Below are 16,818 nucleotides of genomic sequence, written 5' to 3' on the forward strand. Positions count from 1 at the left end.
TCTTCACGAAGGGAATTGCCTGTAGCACTCCTCGGCCACACCCCGCAGGGTCTCACGCGAGATTTCGCCGGTGACGGCATAACCGAGTTCGCCGTCGATCCAGTAGAAGGTTTCGAGATTGCCCGAGGAGGCGAAGCGGAAGCTCGTCGTGCGGTTTTCCGTGTTGCGGCCGACGATGACGGTCAGGCGTTCGCCCGCCTGGTTCTCATACATGAACATGGCGCCCGGTCTGTCATCGACCGGCAGCAGGCGCCCGCCAACCAGCTTGAAGCCGAGCGATTGCAAGTTCGGGATCTTCAGGTTCTGGATGGCGAGGCGCTTGCCGAGCCAGGTGGCGAGATGGGCCTCCTCGTCAGCGAAGACCTCGACCGGGTGGCGAACCTCGGCGGCGTAGACCATGAATGCGGTCTCGGCCTGTTTCGGCAAGGTTTCTGAACCGGTCAGTTGCAACGCCGGCCTTTCCAGCAGTGCCGGGCCATAATGGCCGCTGACGGCGCCGAGCGTAAAGACGACGAGGGCAGCGGTGGCAATCGCCCAGCGTTTCGGCGTAGAGGAGACCGCGCGAGTGGGGGCGACGAGCAGTGGGTCGGTGTCCTTTGCCTTCTCGTAACCGGCAAACACCGATCGGATGCCGCTATTCTGCGCGTGCCATTCGGCGACCAGCGCCGCCTCGTCGGGATTGTCGGCAAGATAAGCTTCGACGCGGGCGCGCGCGGTTTCCGGCAGCTGGCCGTCGGCATAGGCGTGGAGATCGGCTTCGGTGACGATCGGGTTTGTTTCGTTCATTTCGGTCTCCGCAGCGTAATGACGTTATCGGCCTTCAGCCTCTCGGCGACGCGCTGGCGGGCGCGCGACAGCCGGGACATGACGGTGCCGATAGGAATGTCGAGGGAAGCGGCGACCTCGCTATACGTGTACCCTTCGATGACCACGAGCATCAGCACGGCGCGGTGTTCCTCCGAAAGGCTGTTCAGTGCGTTATCGAGCCGCGCGCGCTCCAGCGGATCGGCCGGCGGTTCGGGAGTGGCCATATCCCCGGCGGCATCAAGCTCCACCAGCCCGTCGCGCGCCTTGCCGCGCCGGCCGTTGCGGTAAAGATTGGTCATAATGGTCAGGACCCAGCCGCGCAGGTTGAGGCCGCGCCATTGGCCACGGCGCGCCAGCACCTTCTCAACACAGTCCTGCAGCAGATCCTCGCCATCGGCATCCGAGCGCGTCAAGCTGCGCGAATAGCGCCTGAGCGAGGGAAGGAGGGCCAGGATCTGGCCCTCGAAACTTTCCGGTGCGGGTGTTTTCACGCCAGCCGCTTTCCGATGATCAAGGCGATCAAGGCTTGGCAAGCTCCCAGTTGCCGCCGACGCCATCGCCGGTGATGTCGCCCATCTTCTTGTCCTTGACCCAGTAATAAAGCGGCATGCCGTCCTTGGCCCATTGCTTCTTGCCATCCTTGCGGTCGATGATCGAATATGCACCATCGGCCTTGGCATCGGAAGCGGCCATCAGCGGCGGCCAGTTCTTGGCGCAATCGCCATTGCAGTTGGAAACGCCCTTGGCGTCCTTCTTGAAGGTGTAGAGGGTCATGCCGTTTTCGCCGGCAAGAACCTTGCCCTTGGCGGATTCGACTTCCTTGACAGGAGCGGCTGCGAAAGCAGCGGTCGCTGCGAGGGCTGCGGCGGCCACGACGGACAGGAATTTCACGGATTTCATGATGTCTCTCCTCAGGTTGGGCACGCAATTTTGCGATACCTGACATGAGACACCAGACGAGGCTGTATTATTCCGCATGCAGGCAAAGTTTTATCGCGGGCGGGTGATCATTCGCTGTGATTAAGCCCTGCGGAATTATGTCGCCGGCACGATTGGGAGGATTTCAACTCCCGCAACACGCTGCTTTTGCGGGTCGTTTACATCATTTCAATTTGCGGATATGATGTATCCTTAATTCCGTTCGCAGAACCAGCCATCACGCGAGTTGCTGAATGATCCTGAAAAGCCAGGTCGAGTGGGCGCTCCACTGTTGCGCCATTCTCGCGGGCCTGCCCGAGGGCAGGTATCTCTCCACCAAGGCGCTCGCCGAGCTTCATGGCCTGCCGAAGGAATATCTCTCCAAGGCGCTGCAGAGCCTTTCGCAGGCATCGCTGGTCGATACCACGCTCGGCCCGAGCGGCGGTTACCGGCTTGCCCGGCCCTCGTCCGAGATCAATTTTCTCGACATCGTCGAAGCGGTCGAGGGCAAGGCGCGCAGCTTCACCTGCACGAACATCCGCGACAACAATCCCTGTCGGCCGGCCGGCTATTGCGACAGCAAGCCCTGCGCGGTCGCCCGCATCATGTGGGAAGCCGACGAGGCCTGGCGCGATACGCTGCGGCGCGTCCGGCTTTCCGATCTGGTCGGCACCTTGTCCGAGGAAGTACCGGCCGAGCTTTGGCGGAGTACCTTCGAATGGGTGCTCAAGCGCGCCGGCTGATTGCAGGGCCGTGCGTATTATTGGACGTATTGAATCTACGCATCGTGCTAGCCCCTGAAGATTGTCCTGATGGTTTTCAGAATGGCATGCGCGCTGTGGGCGGGTTCCGGGGGCAGGGCGGCATCGCGAAAGCGCTCGGCGCGGCTGGCGAGTTCTTCGGCGATTTCCTCCGCCAGCGCCGGACGCTGGTTCAGCAACGGGGCGAAGGCCTGCTGATCGATTTCATAGACCGTCACGGGGGTCAGAGCCTCGAGCGTGCAGACTTCCTGCATGCCGGCGAGCAGTCCGGTCTCTCCGAAAAAATCACCTGGCGCGAGCCGCCCGCGTTCCCCATCGCCGTGCCGCGCCGCAATAATGCCGGCCCGCACCATCATCAGCGACGGCAGCATGTCCCCCTCCCGCACGATCACGTCGCCCTTGCGGAATTCACGCACGGCAGTGGTCTCGGCAAGCTTCTGCTTTTCATCTGACTTCAGCGTCGCAAAGATCGGAATGGCCTCGATCAGTTCGAGCGGCGTCACGCGGGGCGGTCGTGCGCTCTCTTCGGTCGGCAGGTCGCCCGTCAGGACCGAAGCCGCCGCCGGAACGGCGAGAAGCAGGCCGGCGGATTTGCAGTGACGATAGACGAGATCGAACACCTCGTTGCGCGCCTGAACACGCCGGCTCGGGCTCGTCACCCGGAACTGCAGCTCGACTTCGAGCGCGGTGGCGTCCAGCCCCTTCAATGCGACGACCGGCGGCGGGTCGCGCACGATCGAATTGCAGCTCGTCAGCGCTGATAACATGACCTGGCGGACCGATGCCGGCATCCGTGTCGGGGCGATACGGATGGTGAGGACAAGGAGATGGCTCTCGTCCGGCCGGCTGACATTCGTCAGACCGAGCTTGGCGAGAAAACTGTTCGGCAGAACGACGACATTGTTGCCGCCGGTTAGGATATGCGTCGCGCGCCAGTTGCTCTCGACGACACGCCCTTCGGTGCCATCGCTCAAGAGAATCCAGTCGCCGATGACATAAGGCCGGCCGAGTGTCAGCGCGATGCCGGAAAAAACGTCGGCGAGCGTGTTCTGGAGCGCAAGGCCGAGAATGATGGCGACCACGCCCGAGGTGGCAACGAGGGTGCCGATCGGCACGCCGAAGACAAAGGCCAGAACCGACAGGGCCATGCCGATATAGACGACGCCGATGACGAGATCCTGGAGCAGGCGGGCCTCTCGGGGACTGCCCTCCAGAACCAGATACAGCCTGATGAAACCGATAACAGCCCATGCGAGATGAATCCACCAGAGCGTTTTCGCGACAACGACAAGCAAGGCCTGCGGATCCTCGGACCCATATCCTTGAAACCGATGAGGTTCGATGCCGCTGCCGACGAGGATCAGCGTCATCACGCCAAAAAAGACGATCTGCACCACCAGCCGCGTCGTCGGCCGCTGGCGGGAAAGCAGGTGCCAGACGACGATACCGGCAAAGCCGACTGTTATTAGGGATATCAGAGGCTTGCCGAAGAGCCCGTCGTAGATCATCGCTTTCTGTCTCCGGGAGGGGCGGGCGGCACATGATTGAGCATGTCGCCCGTCCGCGCAAGCATCGGCCTCGCGCGGACGGGTTTGGCGGCCCTTACTTCTTGAGGGGATAGGTCAGCTCTTTCTGGTCGGTGTCGACGACGAACACGGCAAGCAGGCGGGCGGGCTTCGTTTCGCTGCCGTTGGCGCTAACGCCGTGGCGGTCGCCCGGCATTTCGGAGAAGCTCTCGCCAGCCTGATAGACCTTGACCGGGCCATCATTGACCTGGCTGCGGATCGCGCCTTCGAGCACGGTGGCGTAGATGAAAGCCGAGTCGGGATGGGTATGACCGTCGGAGAAGCCGCCCGGGCCGTATTCGACCAGCACGCCCTTGATGCTCTTGCCCGGCACGTTCGGAAGCTCGTGCTCGTAGACGAGGGTGACCTTGGCAGATTTGCTGTTGTCGTTGGCGCCGGCGCCGGTGGCCGCCAGGCAGGCGAGGGCGGCGGCGAGGATCGATGCTCTGATCATTGGAATCTCCATCTTTTCTGGGTGGGAGGACACGCCCCCGTGGCCGCGTCCCGGGCCAAAATCACATCGGCTGGGCGGACTTTGCGAACCATTGCTCGAAGGTGATCGAACCGAGCCGCGGGTTGTCGTCGGAAACGAGCGAGTGGTTGTTGAGCCGGACGCCGAAATATTTTGCTTCCGGATCGGCCTCGACGGTGCGCGGGTCTTTCATCGCTTTCAGATATCGGGCGACGAGTTCGCTCAAGCGCGCCCGTTCCGGACCTGATATTTCGATCGTGGCGTTGGCGGGCGCGGAGAGCGCCACATCAGCCATGGCGTCGGCGACATCGTCGGAGGCGATCGGCTGCACATAGGCCGGCGACAGGTGGACCGTCTGGCCGACGGTGCCGGACTGGGCGATGCCGTTCAGGAATTCCATGAACTGCGTTGAATGCACGATGGTATAGGGAATACCCGACGCCTTGATGAGCTTTTCCTGGGCGAGCTTGCCCCGGAAATAGCCGCTGTCCTGCAGCCGCTCGGTGCCGACGACGGAGAGCGCGATATGGTGCTTGACGCCGGCAATCTTCTCGGCGGCGAGAAGATTGCGCCCCGAGGTCTCGAAGAATTCGAGAACGGCCTTGTCTTCGAAGGAGGGCGAATTGGCAAGGTCGAGCACGACTTCCGCGCCCTTGAGCGCCGCTGCCAGTCCTTCTCCCGTGATCGTATTGACGCCGGAGTTCGGCGAGGCGGCAATCACCTCATGCCCCTTCTGGCGCAGGCGTTCGACAGTCTTCGAACCGATGAGGCCGGTTCCGCCGATGACAACGATTTTCATAACAGATCTCCGTTCGCTGCCGGAGGTGCGGCAGCGTCAAAGGTGAATCTTCTCAATGAATTGTGGGGTTTAGTTCAAGCCAGCCTTGTCGAGGCCGTAGGCCTTATCAGCGGAACCGGGAACGGTCTTGAAGCCGACATTGACGCGGTTCCAGGCATTGATGGCCATGACGACGAAGGTCAGGTCGGAGATTTCCTTTTCGGAAAGCTGGCCGCGAACCCGTTCGTAAATCTCGTCGGGAATGCCGCCTTCTGGAAGTTTCGTCAGCGCTTCGGTCCAGGCAAGGGCTGCACGCTCGCGCGGGACGAACAAGTTCGATTCCCGCCAGATGGCAACGTGATGGAGCCGCAGTTCCGTTTCGCCGTGGATCTTTGCCTGTTTCACATGCATGTCGAGGCAAAAGCCGCATCCGTTGATCTGCGAAGCGCGGATCTCGATCAGGGCCTGCAGCTTCTCGTCGATCACGCTGCTGCGCAATGCCATGCTGAATTCCATGAACTTCTTGAAAAGCTCGGGGGACTGCTGGGCGTAGTTCAATCGCTGGGTCATGTCGTCTCTCCTTTAATTAAGGATACTTGATATCCTTATGGATAAAAGATATCCGTAATTTCTGGACTGTAAAGCCATTCCAGCCTAGTTTGGCTGCATAAAGCCTATGCGCAAAAGTATGAGGGGCGGGGGATGGATATCGTTTCGGCATTACGGACCTTCCAGCGAGTCGTGGAGACGGGCTCGTTTTCGGCGGCGGCGCATGATCTCGACGTGACGCAGCCGGCGGTCTCGCGGCAGGTCGCAGCCCTTGAGGGGCATTTCAACACGCGCCTCCTGCACCGCACGACGAGCGGCCTGTCGCTGACGGCGGAGGGGGAGCGCATGCTGCCGATGGCGCTCAGAATTCTCGAAGCGGTGGAGGAGCTCGGCGATGCCACTGGATCGGACGGCGTCATGGCTTCCGGGAAGGTCAGGCTCAGTGTTCCGGCACCGCTCGGCCTCTATCTCAGCGAGCGGCTGGGCGATCTTCTCGCCGCCCACCCGAAACTCTCGGTCGAACTGCTCTTCAGGGAGCAGAGCTCCGATATGATCGAGGAGCGCCTCGACCTTGAAGTGCGGCTCGGCTCGGTCGCCGACAGCAGCCTCGTCTGCCGCCGGATCGGCTGGACGACGGCCTTCCTCGTCGCATCGCCCGCCTATCTGGCGCGCAAGGCGCCGCCGCGGACGCCGAAGGACATCAAGGACCATGAATGCCTGTGCTACAACAGGGCGGGCGATGCAGCGACATGGTCGTTCTCCAACGGGTCCGAAGACATTTCGGTTCGGATCTCGCCGCGGCTGACCGCCTGCAGCGCGGTCGCCATTCACCGAGCCGCGCTTGCCGGCGCGGGACTGGCGGTGCTTTCGCATATCATTGCCTTGCCCGATATCGCCGCCGGCCGGCTGATCCCCGTGATGGAGGATTTTCAGCCGAGCCGGCTGCCGATCACCGTCGTCTATCCCTCGAGACGGAACATGCCGCTGCGCGTCAAGACGGTTCTGGATTTTCTGACCGATGCCATCGGGCGGGACCCGTCGATGTCCGCGAGCGGCATGGACCGGCGGTGGGACGGATGATCGTCCCGCCGGGCGATTTGCGGTTTTCCGCCTTGCCTAACGCCCGCGAATCCTGCCAAGTCGTCTGATCATGCAATTTGCGCCGCAACAAGACGAAGCCCTCAAGGCTGTTTCGAAATGGCTGAATGAAGGGCGCTCGCCGCTCTTTCGCCTGTTCGGCTATGCCGGAACGGGGAAGACGACGCTTGCCAAGCATTTCGCCGAGAATGTCGATGGCGACGTGCTGTTTGCCGCCTTTACCGGCAAGGCCGCGCAAGTGCTGCGCTCGCGCGGCGCTTCCAACGCCAAGACGATCCATTCGCTGATCTATCGGCCACGCGGCGAGGAGGCGGTGGAAGACGAGGAAACCGGCAAGACCTCGATCGCACCGATGTTTTCGATCAACCGGCAAAGCCCGGTCGCCAAGGCGGCGCTGATCATCGTCGACGAATGCTCGATGGTGGACGAGGCGCTCGGCAAGGATCTGATGAGCTTCGGCACGCCGATCCTGGTGCTCGGCGATCCCGGCCAGCTGCCTCCGGTCAGCGGCGGCGGTTACTTCACCAATCAGGATCCGGATTATCTGCTCACCGATATTCACCGGCAGGCCCGCGACAATCCGATCATCAAGCTCGCCATGCAGGTGCGCGAGGGCAATGAGGTGATGTACGGCGATTACGGCACGGCCAAGGTGATCTCGAAGAACGAGGTGACGCAGGATCTCGTGATGAAAGCCGACCAGGTGCTCGTCGGCACCAACAGGACGCGGCGGCGCTATAATCAGCGCCTGCGCGAGTTGAAAGGCTTTAATGCCGAGTATCCGCAGACCGGCGACAAACTCGTCTGCCTCCGCAACGATCCGGCCAAAGGCCTCCTCAACGGCTCGCTCTGGCAGGTGATGACCTCGTCCAAGGAAACGACGAAGCCCGGCATCAATCTGCTGGTCCGGCCCGAAGACGACGACATGGATCGGGGCGCTGCCAAGATCAAGCTCCTGAAACAGGCCTTCGAGGATGTCGAAGGCGAAATCCCCTGGAACACCCGCAAGCGCTACGACGAGTTCGACTACGGCTATGCACTGACCGTTCACAAGGCGCAGGGTTCGCAATGGAACGACGTCGTGCTCTTCGACGAGAGCTGGGCGTTTCGCGATACGCGGGAACGCTGGCTTTATACGGCCATCACACGCGCGGCGGAGACGCTGACGATCGTGCGCTGATAGGATTGGCGGGAGGCGACGGTGGCGGCCGTCGAGAGCGTGGGCCAGGCTTGCCCGCGGCGCGGTCAGGCGTTCAAGGTTATGCCTGCACGATGCCGAGCAGAACGGCCTTGGCGATCGCCTGGAAGCGGTTGTTGGCGCGGAATTTCAGGATGATTGCGGCTTCGAGATCCCTCGTCTCATCATGCTTCAAATCGAGCGCCCGGGCGATTCGCTGGGTGGAATAGCCCTCCGCCATCAGTTCCAGGCAACGCCGCTCCTGCGGGGTCAGGCTTGCGCTGTCCTGGTTGTCGTTGAGCGGCGGCTCTTCGACACTGTCGTCGTAATCCAGAAGGTCGCCCACCTGCTGGAGCTGGCGGTGTAGCGTCGACATCTCTGCAGTCAGCTCGCGCTTGCGCACCTGCAGCGCCTCGCGGAACATCGCTTCGGCCCTTTCCTGCGAATCGGCCTTGCGAAGCTCGTCCATCAATTCCTGGATGACGGCGATCGGCATGCCGGTCTCGCGGCAGACGGTGATGACCGCCATGCGCATCACGTCGTCCTGGCCGTAGACCCGCATCAGCCCGATGCGATTGGCCGAAATCAACCCCTTTTCTTCGTAGAAATGCAGTGTCCTGTGCGTAACGCCGAATGCGTTGGCCATATCGGCGATTGGCACCGGACCGTCCGGTAGATCCGGCGGCAGCGCGGCCGAAGGCAGAAACCGGTATTTCGACCGGGCCTCCGAAGCGATACCGGCGGCAGCAAACAGGCGTTTGGAACCGTCTGGCATGAACCCTCCTAGGGCATCGTGTTGCACCTCATGCGGATTTGCCAGTTGCTTCCCAGGCGCGGCGAGTGGGGTTTTCCTCTGGGCGTTCTTATCATTGGGAAAGAAGCAGTACGCGGCCTACGTTTACGCGATACAATGTCCACGTTATGCGTGAACGATCTCTTTTATAAGTGCTAAAAATAATCTCTTTTAAATGGGATAGCAACGTAAGGGCATATTTTGCCGGCACGCCTTCTGTGCTGCAGCAAAACATGTGCTGCGCTGCCGCATGATCCGGCCATCTTCGGAAGGCAGCGGGAATTACTGTTTGCGCTACGCTTGCCGTCGATGTTCGATTGAAATGCTTGGGTTTCATCAACGTCCGGCATCGCATCCATCTGCAGATCTCGTTGGCCATTGCAGAGCACTTGGCTTAAAGCAGGGCATCCCGTTTCCGTGACCGATGGATGCCAGCCATGCCCGCCAAGCTCTCCGTGAACCTCAACGCCGTCGCCATGCTGCGCAACCGGCGCGACCTGCCCTGGCCGAGCGTCGAAGCGCTGGGGCGAATCGCCCTTGCGTCAGGAGCGAGCGGCCTGACGGTGCATCCGCGCCCCGACCAGCGCCACATTCGCTTTTCCGACCTGCCCGTCATCCGCAATCTGATCGATGACGAATTCCCGAACGCCGAGTTCAACATCGAAGGTTATCCCACGCAGGAATTTTTTGACCTCTGCGCCGGAGCCGCGCCCGAACAGGTGACGCTGGTGCCTGACGATCCCGCGCAGGCGACCTCGGATCACGGCTGGGATTTCCGCAAGCACCGGGCATTTCTGACCGATGCCGTCGCACGGCTGAAGACGATGGGATGCCGGGTGTCGCTGTTTGCCGACGGAGACGGGGATGCTGAAGCCGTCGAGATCGCCAAGGCCGTCGGCGCCGACCGGATCGAACTTTATACCGGTCCCTATGGCGGCTGTTACGACGCGCCGGAACGGGCGGCCCCGATTCTCGAAGCGCTCGGACGGACGGCGGATGCGGCGCTGGCGATCGGCCTTTCCGTCAATGCCGGCCACGACCTGACGGTTGCAAACCTCCCTGATCTGGTGAAGCGCATTCCGGCGCTTGCCGAAGTCTCGATCGGCCATGGGCTGACGGCTGATGCGCTTGAGTATGGCATGGCCGAGACGGTGCGGCGGTTCTGCCGGGCGTGCGGGCAGGCGGTTTAAGGAAGGGCTGTTTCCTTCTTGCGTATTGGCGGCAACTAATTTGATACGTTGCAAAGGTTTCCCATGCCCGCGGGTGAAGGCGCTGGATTCCTGTACTCATGACATCCGACCTGCGGATTGGCCATATTTCCAACACACGAGCATCTCCTAGTTCTTTCAACCGGGGGGCGCTAGGGTGAGAGTTGCTACACGTCAAATTATATTTGTCGCGGCGGCATGGGCGTGTTTGCTCTGCTCCGTTGGAACCGGCGTCGCCGATCCCCGGCCGGAAAGATGGGTGGAAAGATGCGGCGGTGTCTACGCTCTTTGCGGCTATATCGACAGAGCGACGTTCGAACCACGGATTGATCGCAAGTTCGAAGTTGTACTTCCTTTCTCGGAGGGGCTGGCCGCCGTGCGCTCCGAGGGGAAGTTCGGCTATATCAATTCGAGGGGCGAGATGGTGATCGCGCCTGCGTTCGACCTTGCCCGCGGATTTCGCAAAGGCCACGCCGAGGTGGTGGTCGGCGACAAGGCGGGAATAATCGATAGAACGGGAAAGTTTCTGCTGTCACTGAACTATGCGCGCGCCATTCCATTCGGAGCCGGGGCGGCGCTCGTTCGCCCCGGCAAAGCGGTTGCAGGGGATTCTTTTGGCATGCTGCGTTTCACGTTCGGGGAACTGTTGCTTGAGAGGAACAATCCACCTTATCTGCTCGTCGATCTGCATTCAGGAAAGATCCTGAAGGACGAGCTGGCCATTAAAGAATTCGACTTCGGCACTTTCGTTTGGGCCGCTCAACCGGGAGATAAACGATACGGATTGCTTGCTCCCGACGGAACCTGGAAGGTCGAGCCTCGCTTCGAAACAGCCAGCAAACTCGGTGGAGGAAGAGCAATTGTCTGTTATGGCGGTTCGGCCGGACACAAGGGTCGGTCCAGCCAACATGACTCGGCCGACGCCACCCAATGCGGCGTGATCGGCCAGGACGGCCAAACTATTCTGGCCCCGCAGCGATTTTGGATCCAGGATTATCGAAACGGGTTTTACCGTGTGGCCAAAGACCAGAAATTTGGCGTTCTTGACGAGGCGGGACGGTTGCTTGGCGGTCGTCTGTTTGACGATGCGAGACTGCCGGATTATTCCGGTGAGGTGGCCAGGATATCGGTGGACGGTCAGTGGATCGGTCTCAACCGGGCCGGGGATCTGGTGCCCGACCCGGAGGACGGGAAGGCGTGGGCGGCATGTCCTTCGGGTATCAAATTCATCCACCGCGGCAACCTTATTCAGGTCGTCGGAGCGGATGGAAAGCCGACGGTTTCGTATCTTTTTGACAACACGTACATGACTTGCAAATTCCCCGTATCCGTTCGGTACAATGGAAAATGGGGGTTTCTCAAGCAGGACGGTAAACTGCTTGTCGATCCGCCATCATTTCAGAGCCAATCTGGTTTCAGCGGTGGCTATGCCGGCGTCAATGTTCAGGGCAAATGGGGAATACTGGACGCTAACGGTGTGTTAGCCCTCGCTCCGCAGTTCGATGAGCTGCAGCCTGATTCCGGTGCCTATGCGGTATCGAAGGATGGGCGGAAGTTTTGGATCGACGCATCAGGACGTGAAGTCTCCGAGCCGCGCCGCCTGGAAGACCGGCGATCAAAGTTGCGTTGCGGACGCGACGGCGGACAGCTCGTCTCGAGGAATTCGAACGGAACCTTGCTTTGGGGCATTGAGGATGCCGCCGGGAACATCGTCGTCGAGCCGAAATATCGGGCCATCACCTGTTTCCGGGATGGTCTCGCGTGGGTTCCGCTCGACGAAAGACGAGAATGGTGTGCAATCGATCGGAATGAGCGGACACGCGAGAGCGTCGCGTGCGTCAAGAACTGGCCTGACAGCAATACCGCCGACGCCCGAACTGAGACAATGTCCGACGATCCCTATGAAAGCGGCGTGCTCTGGATGCGGGCCGAGCTTGAATACGGACTTGACCTCAGGGAAAAACCGCCTGGCTTCGTTTCGCAATTCTGAGGGGCGACCCTGCGCGTCGGTGCGGTGAGCGACACATCTGACGTGATGCGGGATCCAGTGTCCAGAATCGGAGCACGCTCATCCCTGCGGCGAGCGCAGGGATGAGCGGAAAGCTCAATGGCCTCCGGCGTTGCCTGAAGCCGTCAAAGCAGCCTTGTGCGCCACGAAGAAATCCTTCAGCGATTGCGGCTGTCTGCCCGTCAGCTTGGTGAAATCCTCGGTGACGATGTCGAACTTGCCGGCGCGGATGTTGGCGTCGGCCGACACCAGCATGTCGGCGACGAAGCCGGGGAGGCCGGCGCCGCGCAAGCCCTGGCCGAGCTGCTCATCATTGACGTCGACCACTTCGAGCGGCTTGCCAGCGGCTTCGGCGGCGATGGCGGCGATCTGCCGGTTGTTGAGCGACGTCGCACCGGTCAGCGTGTAGGTGGCGCTGTCCGATGTGCCGGAGGCAAGGGCTGCGGCGATCGCCAGGGCGCAGTCGTCACGCGAGATGGTCGAGACCTTGCCGTCGCCGGTGGCGCTGTACCATTTGCCGGCCTGCAGGTTGTGCGGCATGCTGTGCAGGTAATTGTCGTGGTACCAGGCGTCGCGGATGATCGTGTAGGCGAGGCCGCTCGCCTTGATGGCGTTTTCGCTGCCGAGATGGTCCGGCGCGAAGGTGACGAGCGAATCGTCCGGCGCCGGCATCGAGGTATAGGCGATGTGCTTGACGCCAGCCTTGGCGGCAGCGGCGACGGCCGCCTTGTGCTGGGCGAGGCGTTTGCCGGGGGTATCCAGCGCATCGGTGCTGATGATCAGCAGGCGGTCGACGCCGGCGAACGCCTTCTCGAGGCCTGCCGCGTCATCGAAATCGGCCTTGCGGGTGACGACGCCCTTGTTTGCGAGTTCGGCGAGCTTTTCCGGGCTGCGCGTCGCCGCGATGATCTGGCCGGGGGCGACCTTGTAGGTCTCGATGAGGTGATGGATGACGCGCTGGCCGAGCTGTCCGGCGGCGCCGGTGACCAGGATGGTTTCGCTCATAAGTCGGTTCCTTCTGTGCTCGATAGGTAGTCTCAAAAAGAGAGCAGCACTACAATAGGAATTGACTTGGCGGTGTAAAGGAGGCAGTTTTTCGGCTCTACGTTACCAAAAGGGAACCAGCTCATGAGCGGCGCGGTCGTCAGTCTGAAGAACAGGATGCCGGGGGCGCGGCGCGAGATCGATCTTGCCGGCCTTGATTTTTCCAATTGCCCGGTCAGGGACATGATGCAGCAGATCGGCGGCAAATGGTCGACGCTGCTGCTTGAGGTGCTGGCGGCCGAACCCCGCCGCTTCGGTGAGTTGCGGCGGATGTTGCCCGATATTTCGCAGCGCATGCTGACGCAGACGCTGCGCGACCTGCAGAGGGACGGTTATATCGCCCGCGAAGTCTTTCCGACCAAACCGCCGAGCGTCGAATATTCGATGACCGAACTCGGCCGCTCGCTCTACCTGCCGCTGTCGCAGCTGTTGAACTGGGCGGAAGCCAACCATGATGCCGTCCGCGCCGCCCGTTCGCGTTTCGATTCTGCCGATAGCTAGAGTGTCTTACTTACCGCGCCCTTCCGTCAGGAATAGCAGGAAGGCGAGCGCCGGGAAGGCGAAGCCGATCCAGGCGGTCATCGTCCAGCCGCCGGTGGCATAGGCCCAGCCGCCCAGCGCCGAGCCGAGCGCGCCGCCGGCGAAGAAGGTGGCCATGAACAGGCCGTTCAGCCGGCTGCGATGTTCCGGGTTCAAGCCATAGATCGCACGCTGGCCGCAGACGAGATTGGTCGTCACCCCGAAATCGAGCATGATCGCCGCCACGGTCAGCAGGATCAGGGCGGTCAGCGAGCCGTCCGCGGCGAAATGGCTGATCAGGAAGGATGCCATGCCGAGCAGCATGGCAAGCGTCGAGGCGATCTTCGTCATGCCGCGATCGGCAAGCCGCCCGGCGATCGGCGAGGCGATGGCGCCGGCCGCGCCGGCAAGCGCGAAGAGGGCGATGCCGTTTTGCGTCAGTCCGAAGGCCGGGCTTGCAAGCAGCAGCGGCGTCGTCGTCCAGAACAGGCTGAAGGCGCCGAACATGCCGGCCTGATAAAGTGCCCGGCGCTGCAGCACACGCGAGGTCAGCGCCAGGTGGCCCATGGAAGCCAGCAGCTCGCCGTAGCGCAGCTTCGTCTTCGGCACGCGCACCGGCAGGTTGGCGCGCAGGATGACGGCGAGCACGATCATCAGCGCTGCGGTGACATAATAGACCACATGCCAGGACGAGGCCTCGGCGACGAAACTTGCGAAGGGGCGGGCGAGCATGATGCCGCAGAGCAGGCCGCTCATGACGTTGCCGACGACCTGTCCGCGTGTCGCATCGGGCGCCATGTTGGCGGCAAAGGGAACCAGGACCTGAACGGCGACCGATGAAAGGCCGATGCAGAGCGAGGCGAGGAGGAAGGCTGTGGGTGTCGAAGCCAGCGCCGCGCCGATCAGCGCAACAGCGGAGACGGCAACCAGCAGCAGCACGAGCCGGCGGTTCTCGGTGAGGTCGCCGAGCGGCACGATCAGCAGCAGGCCGAGGCCATAGCCGATCTGCGTCAGTGTGACGATCAGGCCGGTTGCGGCAGGCGTGAAGCCAAGCTCGGCGCTGATCGGGCCGGCAAGCGGCTGGCCGTAATAGAGATTGGCGGCCACCAGCCCGCAGGCGGCAGCAAAAAGAAAGGTAAGCCAGGGGGATAGCGCCCTTGGAATGGCCTTATCCGGCGCGGTGGCTGAAATGCTCATCAGAAACTCCGGGATGATTGAATGGATAAATCGCAAATCGGTCTGCCGGCGGCCACCCGTTTCCGGGCGAGGGGAATACTTGCATTCCCCCGGGGGAATCTCAGGTCACCAGCTTCATCGCGGCTTCGGCAGCGGCAGCCATTTCTTCGCCGCTGCGTTCCGTCTTGCCGATGACGCGCATGCCCTTGGTGAGGCAGAGAAGCGCAAGTGCTACCGCCGATGCATCGATATCCGCCGAAATCGAGCCGTCGGACTGGCCGAGGCGGATGAGGTCGGCGAGAAGCGTCTCGTCGGTGATGAAGGCGGTGGCGACACGTTCGGCCGCCTCTTCGTCGAAGAGGGCGAGATCGCCGGCGCTGCCGACGACGAGGCAGCCCTGCCTGCCGATTTCACCGTGCGAAGAGCCGGCAAAAAAGGTGATAAGCGCATGGAGCTTGTCGCGACCGGTCTCGGCGCATGCCAGCCTGGCATCGAGCAGGCCGCGACGCACGGCACGGTAGCGGTCGAAGGCGGCAAGGAAGATGCCGCGCTTGTCCCCGAAAGCCTTGTAGACGCTGCCGGCGGCAAGCCCCATGGCCTCGGTGAGTTCGCTGATCGATGCAGCATGGTAGCCTCGCTCTGAAAAGACGCGCAGCGCCGCGTCGAGTGCCGCCTCGGCGTCGAATTCCCGCGGACGGCCGCGGCTCCGGGTCTTCTCATGGTCGAGGGTTGTTGCGTTCATGCTCGCCTAATTAGGAAATGATCGTTTCCAAATCAAGCGAAATTTTTGCGACGCAGCAAATCAGAGGGTGAGAAGCCAGTTTTGGCCATTGGCTTCGGGGCCGAACATGCGATGTCTCTCCTCGGAGACAAGTCGGAAGCCTGATTTGACGTAGATGGCGCGGGCGGTCTCCAGCATGTCATTGGTCCAGAGCTGGAGATCGCGGTAGCCTTTCTGCCTGCAAAAGCGGATGCATTCGTCGACCAGCAGCTTGCCGAGCCCGAGGCCGCGGGCTGATTTGTCGACATAGAGCAGCCGCAGCTTGGCGACGCCATCGCCGCCATTGGTGACGAGGACCGAGCCGACATTGACGCCGCCGCGCTCGGCAATCCAGCAATATTCCTTGGCGGGATCGAAGTTGGCGAGAAATTTACCGGCGACCTCGGCGACCAGCGCCTCGAAACGCAGGTCCCAGCCATATTCCTCGGCATAGAAGCGGCCCTGGCTCTGAACGATCCAGCCGATATCGCCGGCGCGATGGGCGCGGATGATGGCAGGTGCGGGCTTAGCCGCCGGGTCGAGCAGGGCGCGGATCGTGTCCATGGCCGAGACGACGGCTTGCGGTTCGCCGATCGCCAGATTGTCGAAGCGGGCGGCGATCTGGGCATTGGCGCGCCGACCGAGTTCCTCGAACTGCGCGCGTCCCCGATCGGTGACATTGATGATCTGGCTGCGCAAGTCGGCCGGATCCGGACTGGTCTCGATCAGACCATCGGTGCGAAAGCGCTTGAGGATGCGGCTGAGATAGGCCGGGTCGAGATGCAGATCGCGGACAAGGGCTGCGGCGCTGACGCCGTCATGCGAGCCGATCTCGAAGAGAATGCGGGCATCCGTCAGCGTGAAGGGGGAGTCGAGATAGGCTTTGTTCAAGAGGCCGAGGAAATTCGTGTAGAAGCGGTTGAAATCGCGGGCGGTTTCGATGATGGCGGTATCGGACATGGCAAAGGCCTCCCAATGAGACCTCGGACTCGCCGACAAGGCCGGCCACCCACCATCCGTCATGCTCGGGCTTGTCCCGAGCATCTGCTTCCGGTCGATAGGCAGCAGATCCTCGGCACAAGGCCGAGGATGACGTTGCGTAAGGAAGCCAGGCTCGTCGATCAACCGAGGCCTTCAGACGAAGTTATTCGTCATATATTTACTGGACTGAGTCAACTAACTTGA

The 16,818-nt window shown here is 61.8% G+C and carries 19 protein-coding genes; 6 read left to right on the plus strand and 13 right to left on the minus strand.

Annotated elements, in window-relative coordinates; genetic code table 11:
• Positions 1–3: 3 nt before the first annotated feature.
• The 3 genes from ACS4RS_RS15080 to ACS4RS_RS15090 are packed head-to-tail and all read right to left on the minus strand — an operon-like array spanning position 4 to position 1,707.
• Positions 4–786, minus strand: coding sequence for an anti-sigma factor family protein (locus tag ACS4RS_RS15080; RefSeq protein WP_439010330.1), 783 nt, complete (start codon positions 784–786; stop codon positions 4–6).
• On the minus strand, positions 783–1,298 hold the full coding sequence (locus ACS4RS_RS15085) for a sigma-70 family RNA polymerase sigma factor (protein ID WP_439010329.1): 516 nt from the start codon (positions 1,296–1,298) through the stop codon (positions 783–785). Before ACS4RS_RS15085 ends, ACS4RS_RS15080 begins: the two co-directional genes overlap by 4 nt.
• A gap of 28 nt (positions 1,299–1,326) precedes the next feature.
• Complete coding sequence (locus ACS4RS_RS15090) at positions 1,327–1,707, minus strand: COG4315 family predicted lipoprotein (protein ID WP_439010328.1); 381 nt, start codon at positions 1,705–1,707, stop codon at positions 1,327–1,329.
• Between the two features lie 272 nt (positions 1,708–1,979).
• Here ACS4RS_RS15090 and ACS4RS_RS15095 point away from each other — a divergent pair, with 272 nt between their 5' ends.
• Positions 1,980–2,468: an RrF2 family transcriptional regulator gene (locus ACS4RS_RS15095; RefSeq protein WP_003593477.1), complete on the plus strand. Its 489-nt coding sequence runs from the start codon at positions 1,980–1,982 to the stop codon at positions 2,466–2,468.
• A 47-nt stretch (positions 2,469–2,515) separates the two neighbouring features.
• Here ACS4RS_RS15095 and ACS4RS_RS15100 read toward each other — a convergent pair whose 3' ends face one another.
• The 4 genes from ACS4RS_RS15100 to ACS4RS_RS15115 form a co-directional block, all read right to left on the minus strand.
• Complete coding sequence (locus ACS4RS_RS15100; protein ID WP_439010327.1) at positions 2,516–3,994, minus strand: mechanosensitive ion channel family protein; 1,479 nt, start codon at positions 3,992–3,994, stop codon at positions 2,516–2,518.
• Between the two features lie 94 nt (positions 3,995–4,088).
• A complete protein-coding gene (locus ACS4RS_RS15105; RefSeq protein WP_439010326.1) occupies positions 4,089–4,505 on the minus strand; it encodes a cupin domain-containing protein in 417 nt (138 codons plus the stop codon).
• Positions 4,506–4,566: 61 nt separating this feature from the next.
• Entirely contained in the window at positions 4,567–5,322 is a 756-nt protein-coding gene (locus ACS4RS_RS15110) for an NAD(P)H-binding protein (protein WP_439010325.1), read from the minus strand.
• A 69-nt stretch (positions 5,323–5,391) separates the two neighbouring features.
• Positions 5,392–5,871: a carboxymuconolactone decarboxylase family protein gene (locus tag ACS4RS_RS15115; protein WP_003593481.1), complete on the minus strand. Its 480-nt coding sequence runs from the start codon at positions 5,869–5,871 to the stop codon at positions 5,392–5,394.
• Between the two features lie 132 nt (positions 5,872–6,003).
• Between ACS4RS_RS15115 and ACS4RS_RS15120 the strand changes: the two genes are divergently transcribed.
• On the plus strand, positions 6,004–6,930 hold the full coding sequence (locus ACS4RS_RS15120) for a LysR family transcriptional regulator (protein ID WP_449313710.1): 927 nt from the start codon (positions 6,004–6,006) through the stop codon (positions 6,928–6,930).
• A gap of 70 nt (positions 6,931–7,000) precedes the next feature.
• A complete protein-coding gene (locus ACS4RS_RS15125; protein WP_003593484.1) occupies positions 7,001–8,128 on the plus strand; it encodes an ATP-dependent DNA helicase in 1,128 nt (375 codons plus the stop codon).
• A 79-nt stretch (positions 8,129–8,207) separates the two neighbouring features.
• Here the strand turns inward: ACS4RS_RS15125 and ACS4RS_RS15130 are convergent, their stop codons facing one another.
• Positions 8,208–8,900, minus strand: a complete 693-nt coding sequence (locus tag ACS4RS_RS15130) for a MerR family transcriptional regulator (protein WP_184379087.1) — start codon at positions 8,898–8,900, stop codon at positions 8,208–8,210.
• Positions 8,901–9,073: 173 nt separating this feature from the next.
• Positions 9,074–9,277, minus strand: a complete 204-nt coding sequence (locus ACS4RS_RS15135) for a hypothetical protein (protein ID WP_439010324.1) — start codon at positions 9,275–9,277, stop codon at positions 9,074–9,076.
• Between the two features lie 78 nt (positions 9,278–9,355).
• Here ACS4RS_RS15135 and ACS4RS_RS15140 point away from each other — a divergent pair, with 78 nt between their 5' ends.
• Both ACS4RS_RS15140 and ACS4RS_RS15145 read left to right on the plus strand, forming a co-directional pair.
• Positions 9,356–10,108: a pyridoxine 5'-phosphate synthase gene (locus ACS4RS_RS15140; RefSeq protein ID WP_439010323.1), complete on the plus strand. Its 753-nt coding sequence runs from the start codon at positions 9,356–9,358 to the stop codon at positions 10,106–10,108.
• A gap of 277 nt (positions 10,109–10,385) precedes the next feature.
• Positions 10,386–12,116, plus strand: coding sequence for a WG repeat-containing protein (locus ACS4RS_RS15145; protein WP_439010322.1), 1,731 nt, complete (start codon positions 10,386–10,388; stop codon positions 12,114–12,116).
• Between the two features lie 114 nt (positions 12,117–12,230).
• Here ACS4RS_RS15145 and ACS4RS_RS15150 read toward each other — a convergent pair whose 3' ends face one another.
• On the minus strand, positions 12,231–13,139 hold the full coding sequence (locus ACS4RS_RS15150) for an NmrA family NAD(P)-binding protein (RefSeq protein ID WP_449313711.1): 909 nt from the start codon (positions 13,137–13,139) through the stop codon (positions 12,231–12,233).
• Positions 13,140–13,262: 123 nt separating this feature from the next.
• Between ACS4RS_RS15150 and ACS4RS_RS15155 the strand changes: the two genes are divergently transcribed.
• A complete protein-coding gene (locus tag ACS4RS_RS15155) occupies positions 13,263–13,679 on the plus strand; it encodes a winged helix-turn-helix transcriptional regulator (RefSeq protein WP_003593493.1) in 417 nt (138 codons plus the stop codon).
• Positions 13,680–13,685: 6 nt separating this feature from the next.
• Here the strand turns inward: ACS4RS_RS15155 and ACS4RS_RS15160 are convergent, their stop codons facing one another.
• The 3 genes from ACS4RS_RS15160 to ACS4RS_RS15170 form a co-directional block, all read right to left on the minus strand.
• Positions 13,686–14,894, minus strand: coding sequence for an MFS transporter (locus ACS4RS_RS15160; RefSeq protein ID WP_439010321.1), 1,209 nt, complete (start codon positions 14,892–14,894; stop codon positions 13,686–13,688).
• A 100-nt stretch (positions 14,895–14,994) separates the two neighbouring features.
• Positions 14,995–15,615 (minus strand): TetR/AcrR family transcriptional regulator, encoded by a 621-nt coding sequence (locus tag ACS4RS_RS15165; RefSeq protein ID WP_449313712.1) that lies wholly within the window; start codon positions 15,613–15,615, stop codon positions 14,995–14,997.
• Positions 15,616–15,675: 60 nt separating this feature from the next.
• The gene (locus tag ACS4RS_RS15170) at positions 15,676–16,593 is read right to left on the minus strand and encodes a GNAT family N-acetyltransferase (RefSeq protein WP_439010319.1); all 918 of its coding nucleotides are present in this window, start codon (positions 16,591–16,593) and stop codon (positions 15,676–15,678) included.
• Positions 16,594–16,818: the final 225 nt, after the last annotated feature.

The sequence above is a fragment of the Rhizobium sp. F40D2 genome, assembly GCF_051810745.2.
Lineage (GTDB): Bacteria > Pseudomonadota > Alphaproteobacteria > Rhizobiales > Rhizobiaceae > Rhizobium.

Bases quoted from the DNA above. Each gene is read 5' to 3' on its own strand.
- ACS4RS_RS15080 (WP_439010330.1), bottom strand. From the start codon at position 786: ATGAACGAAACAAACCCGATCGTCACCGAAGCCGATCTCCACGCCTAT.
- ACS4RS_RS15090 (WP_439010328.1), bottom strand. From the start codon at position 1,707: ATGAAATCCGTGAAATTCCTGTCCGTCGTGGCCGCCGCAGCCCTCGCA.
- ACS4RS_RS15095 (WP_003593477.1), top strand. From the start codon at position 1,980: ATGATCCTGAAAAGCCAGGTCGAGTGGGCGCTCCACTGTTGCGCCATT.
- ACS4RS_RS15100 (WP_439010327.1), bottom strand. From the start codon at position 3,994: ATGATCTACGACGGGCTCTTCGGCAAGCCTCTGATATCCCTAATAACA.
- ACS4RS_RS15105 (WP_439010326.1), bottom strand. From the start codon at position 4,505: ATGATCAGAGCATCGATCCTCGCCGCCGCCCTCGCCTGCCTGGCGGCC.
- ACS4RS_RS15110 (WP_439010325.1), bottom strand. From the start codon at position 5,322: ATGAAAATCGTTGTCATCGGCGGAACCGGCCTCATCGGTTCGAAGACT.
- ACS4RS_RS15115 (WP_003593481.1), bottom strand. From the start codon at position 5,871: ATGACCCAGCGATTGAACTACGCCCAGCAGTCCCCCGAGCTTTTCAAG.
- ACS4RS_RS15120 (WP_449313710.1), top strand. From the start codon at position 6,004: ATGGATATCGTTTCGGCATTACGGACCTTCCAGCGAGTCGTGGAGACG.
- ACS4RS_RS15125 (WP_003593484.1), top strand. From the start codon at position 7,001: ATGCAATTTGCGCCGCAACAAGACGAAGCCCTCAAGGCTGTTTCGAAA.
- ACS4RS_RS15130 (WP_184379087.1), bottom strand. From the start codon at position 8,900: ATGCCAGACGGTTCCAAACGCCTGTTTGCTGCCGCCGGTATCGCTTCG.
- ACS4RS_RS15135 (WP_439010324.1), bottom strand. From the start codon at position 9,277: ATGGATGCGATGCCGGACGTTGATGAAACCCAAGCATTTCAATCGAAC.
- ACS4RS_RS15140 (WP_439010323.1), top strand. From the start codon at position 9,356: ATGCCCGCCAAGCTCTCCGTGAACCTCAACGCCGTCGCCATGCTGCGC.
- ACS4RS_RS15150 (WP_449313711.1), bottom strand. From the start codon at position 13,139: ATGAGCGAAACCATCCTGGTCACCGGCGCCGCCGGACAGCTCGGCCAG.
- ACS4RS_RS15155 (WP_003593493.1), top strand. From the start codon at position 13,263: ATGAGCGGCGCGGTCGTCAGTCTGAAGAACAGGATGCCGGGGGCGCGG.
- ACS4RS_RS15160 (WP_439010321.1), bottom strand. From the start codon at position 14,894: ATGAGCATTTCAGCCACCGCGCCGGATAAGGCCATTCCAAGGGCGCTA.
- ACS4RS_RS15165 (WP_449313712.1), bottom strand. From the start codon at position 15,615: ATGAACGCAACAACCCTCGACCATGAGAAGACCCGGAGCCGCGGCCGT.
- ACS4RS_RS15170 (WP_439010319.1), bottom strand. From the start codon at position 16,593: ATGTCCGATACCGCCATCATCGAAACCGCCCGCGATTTCAACCGCTTC.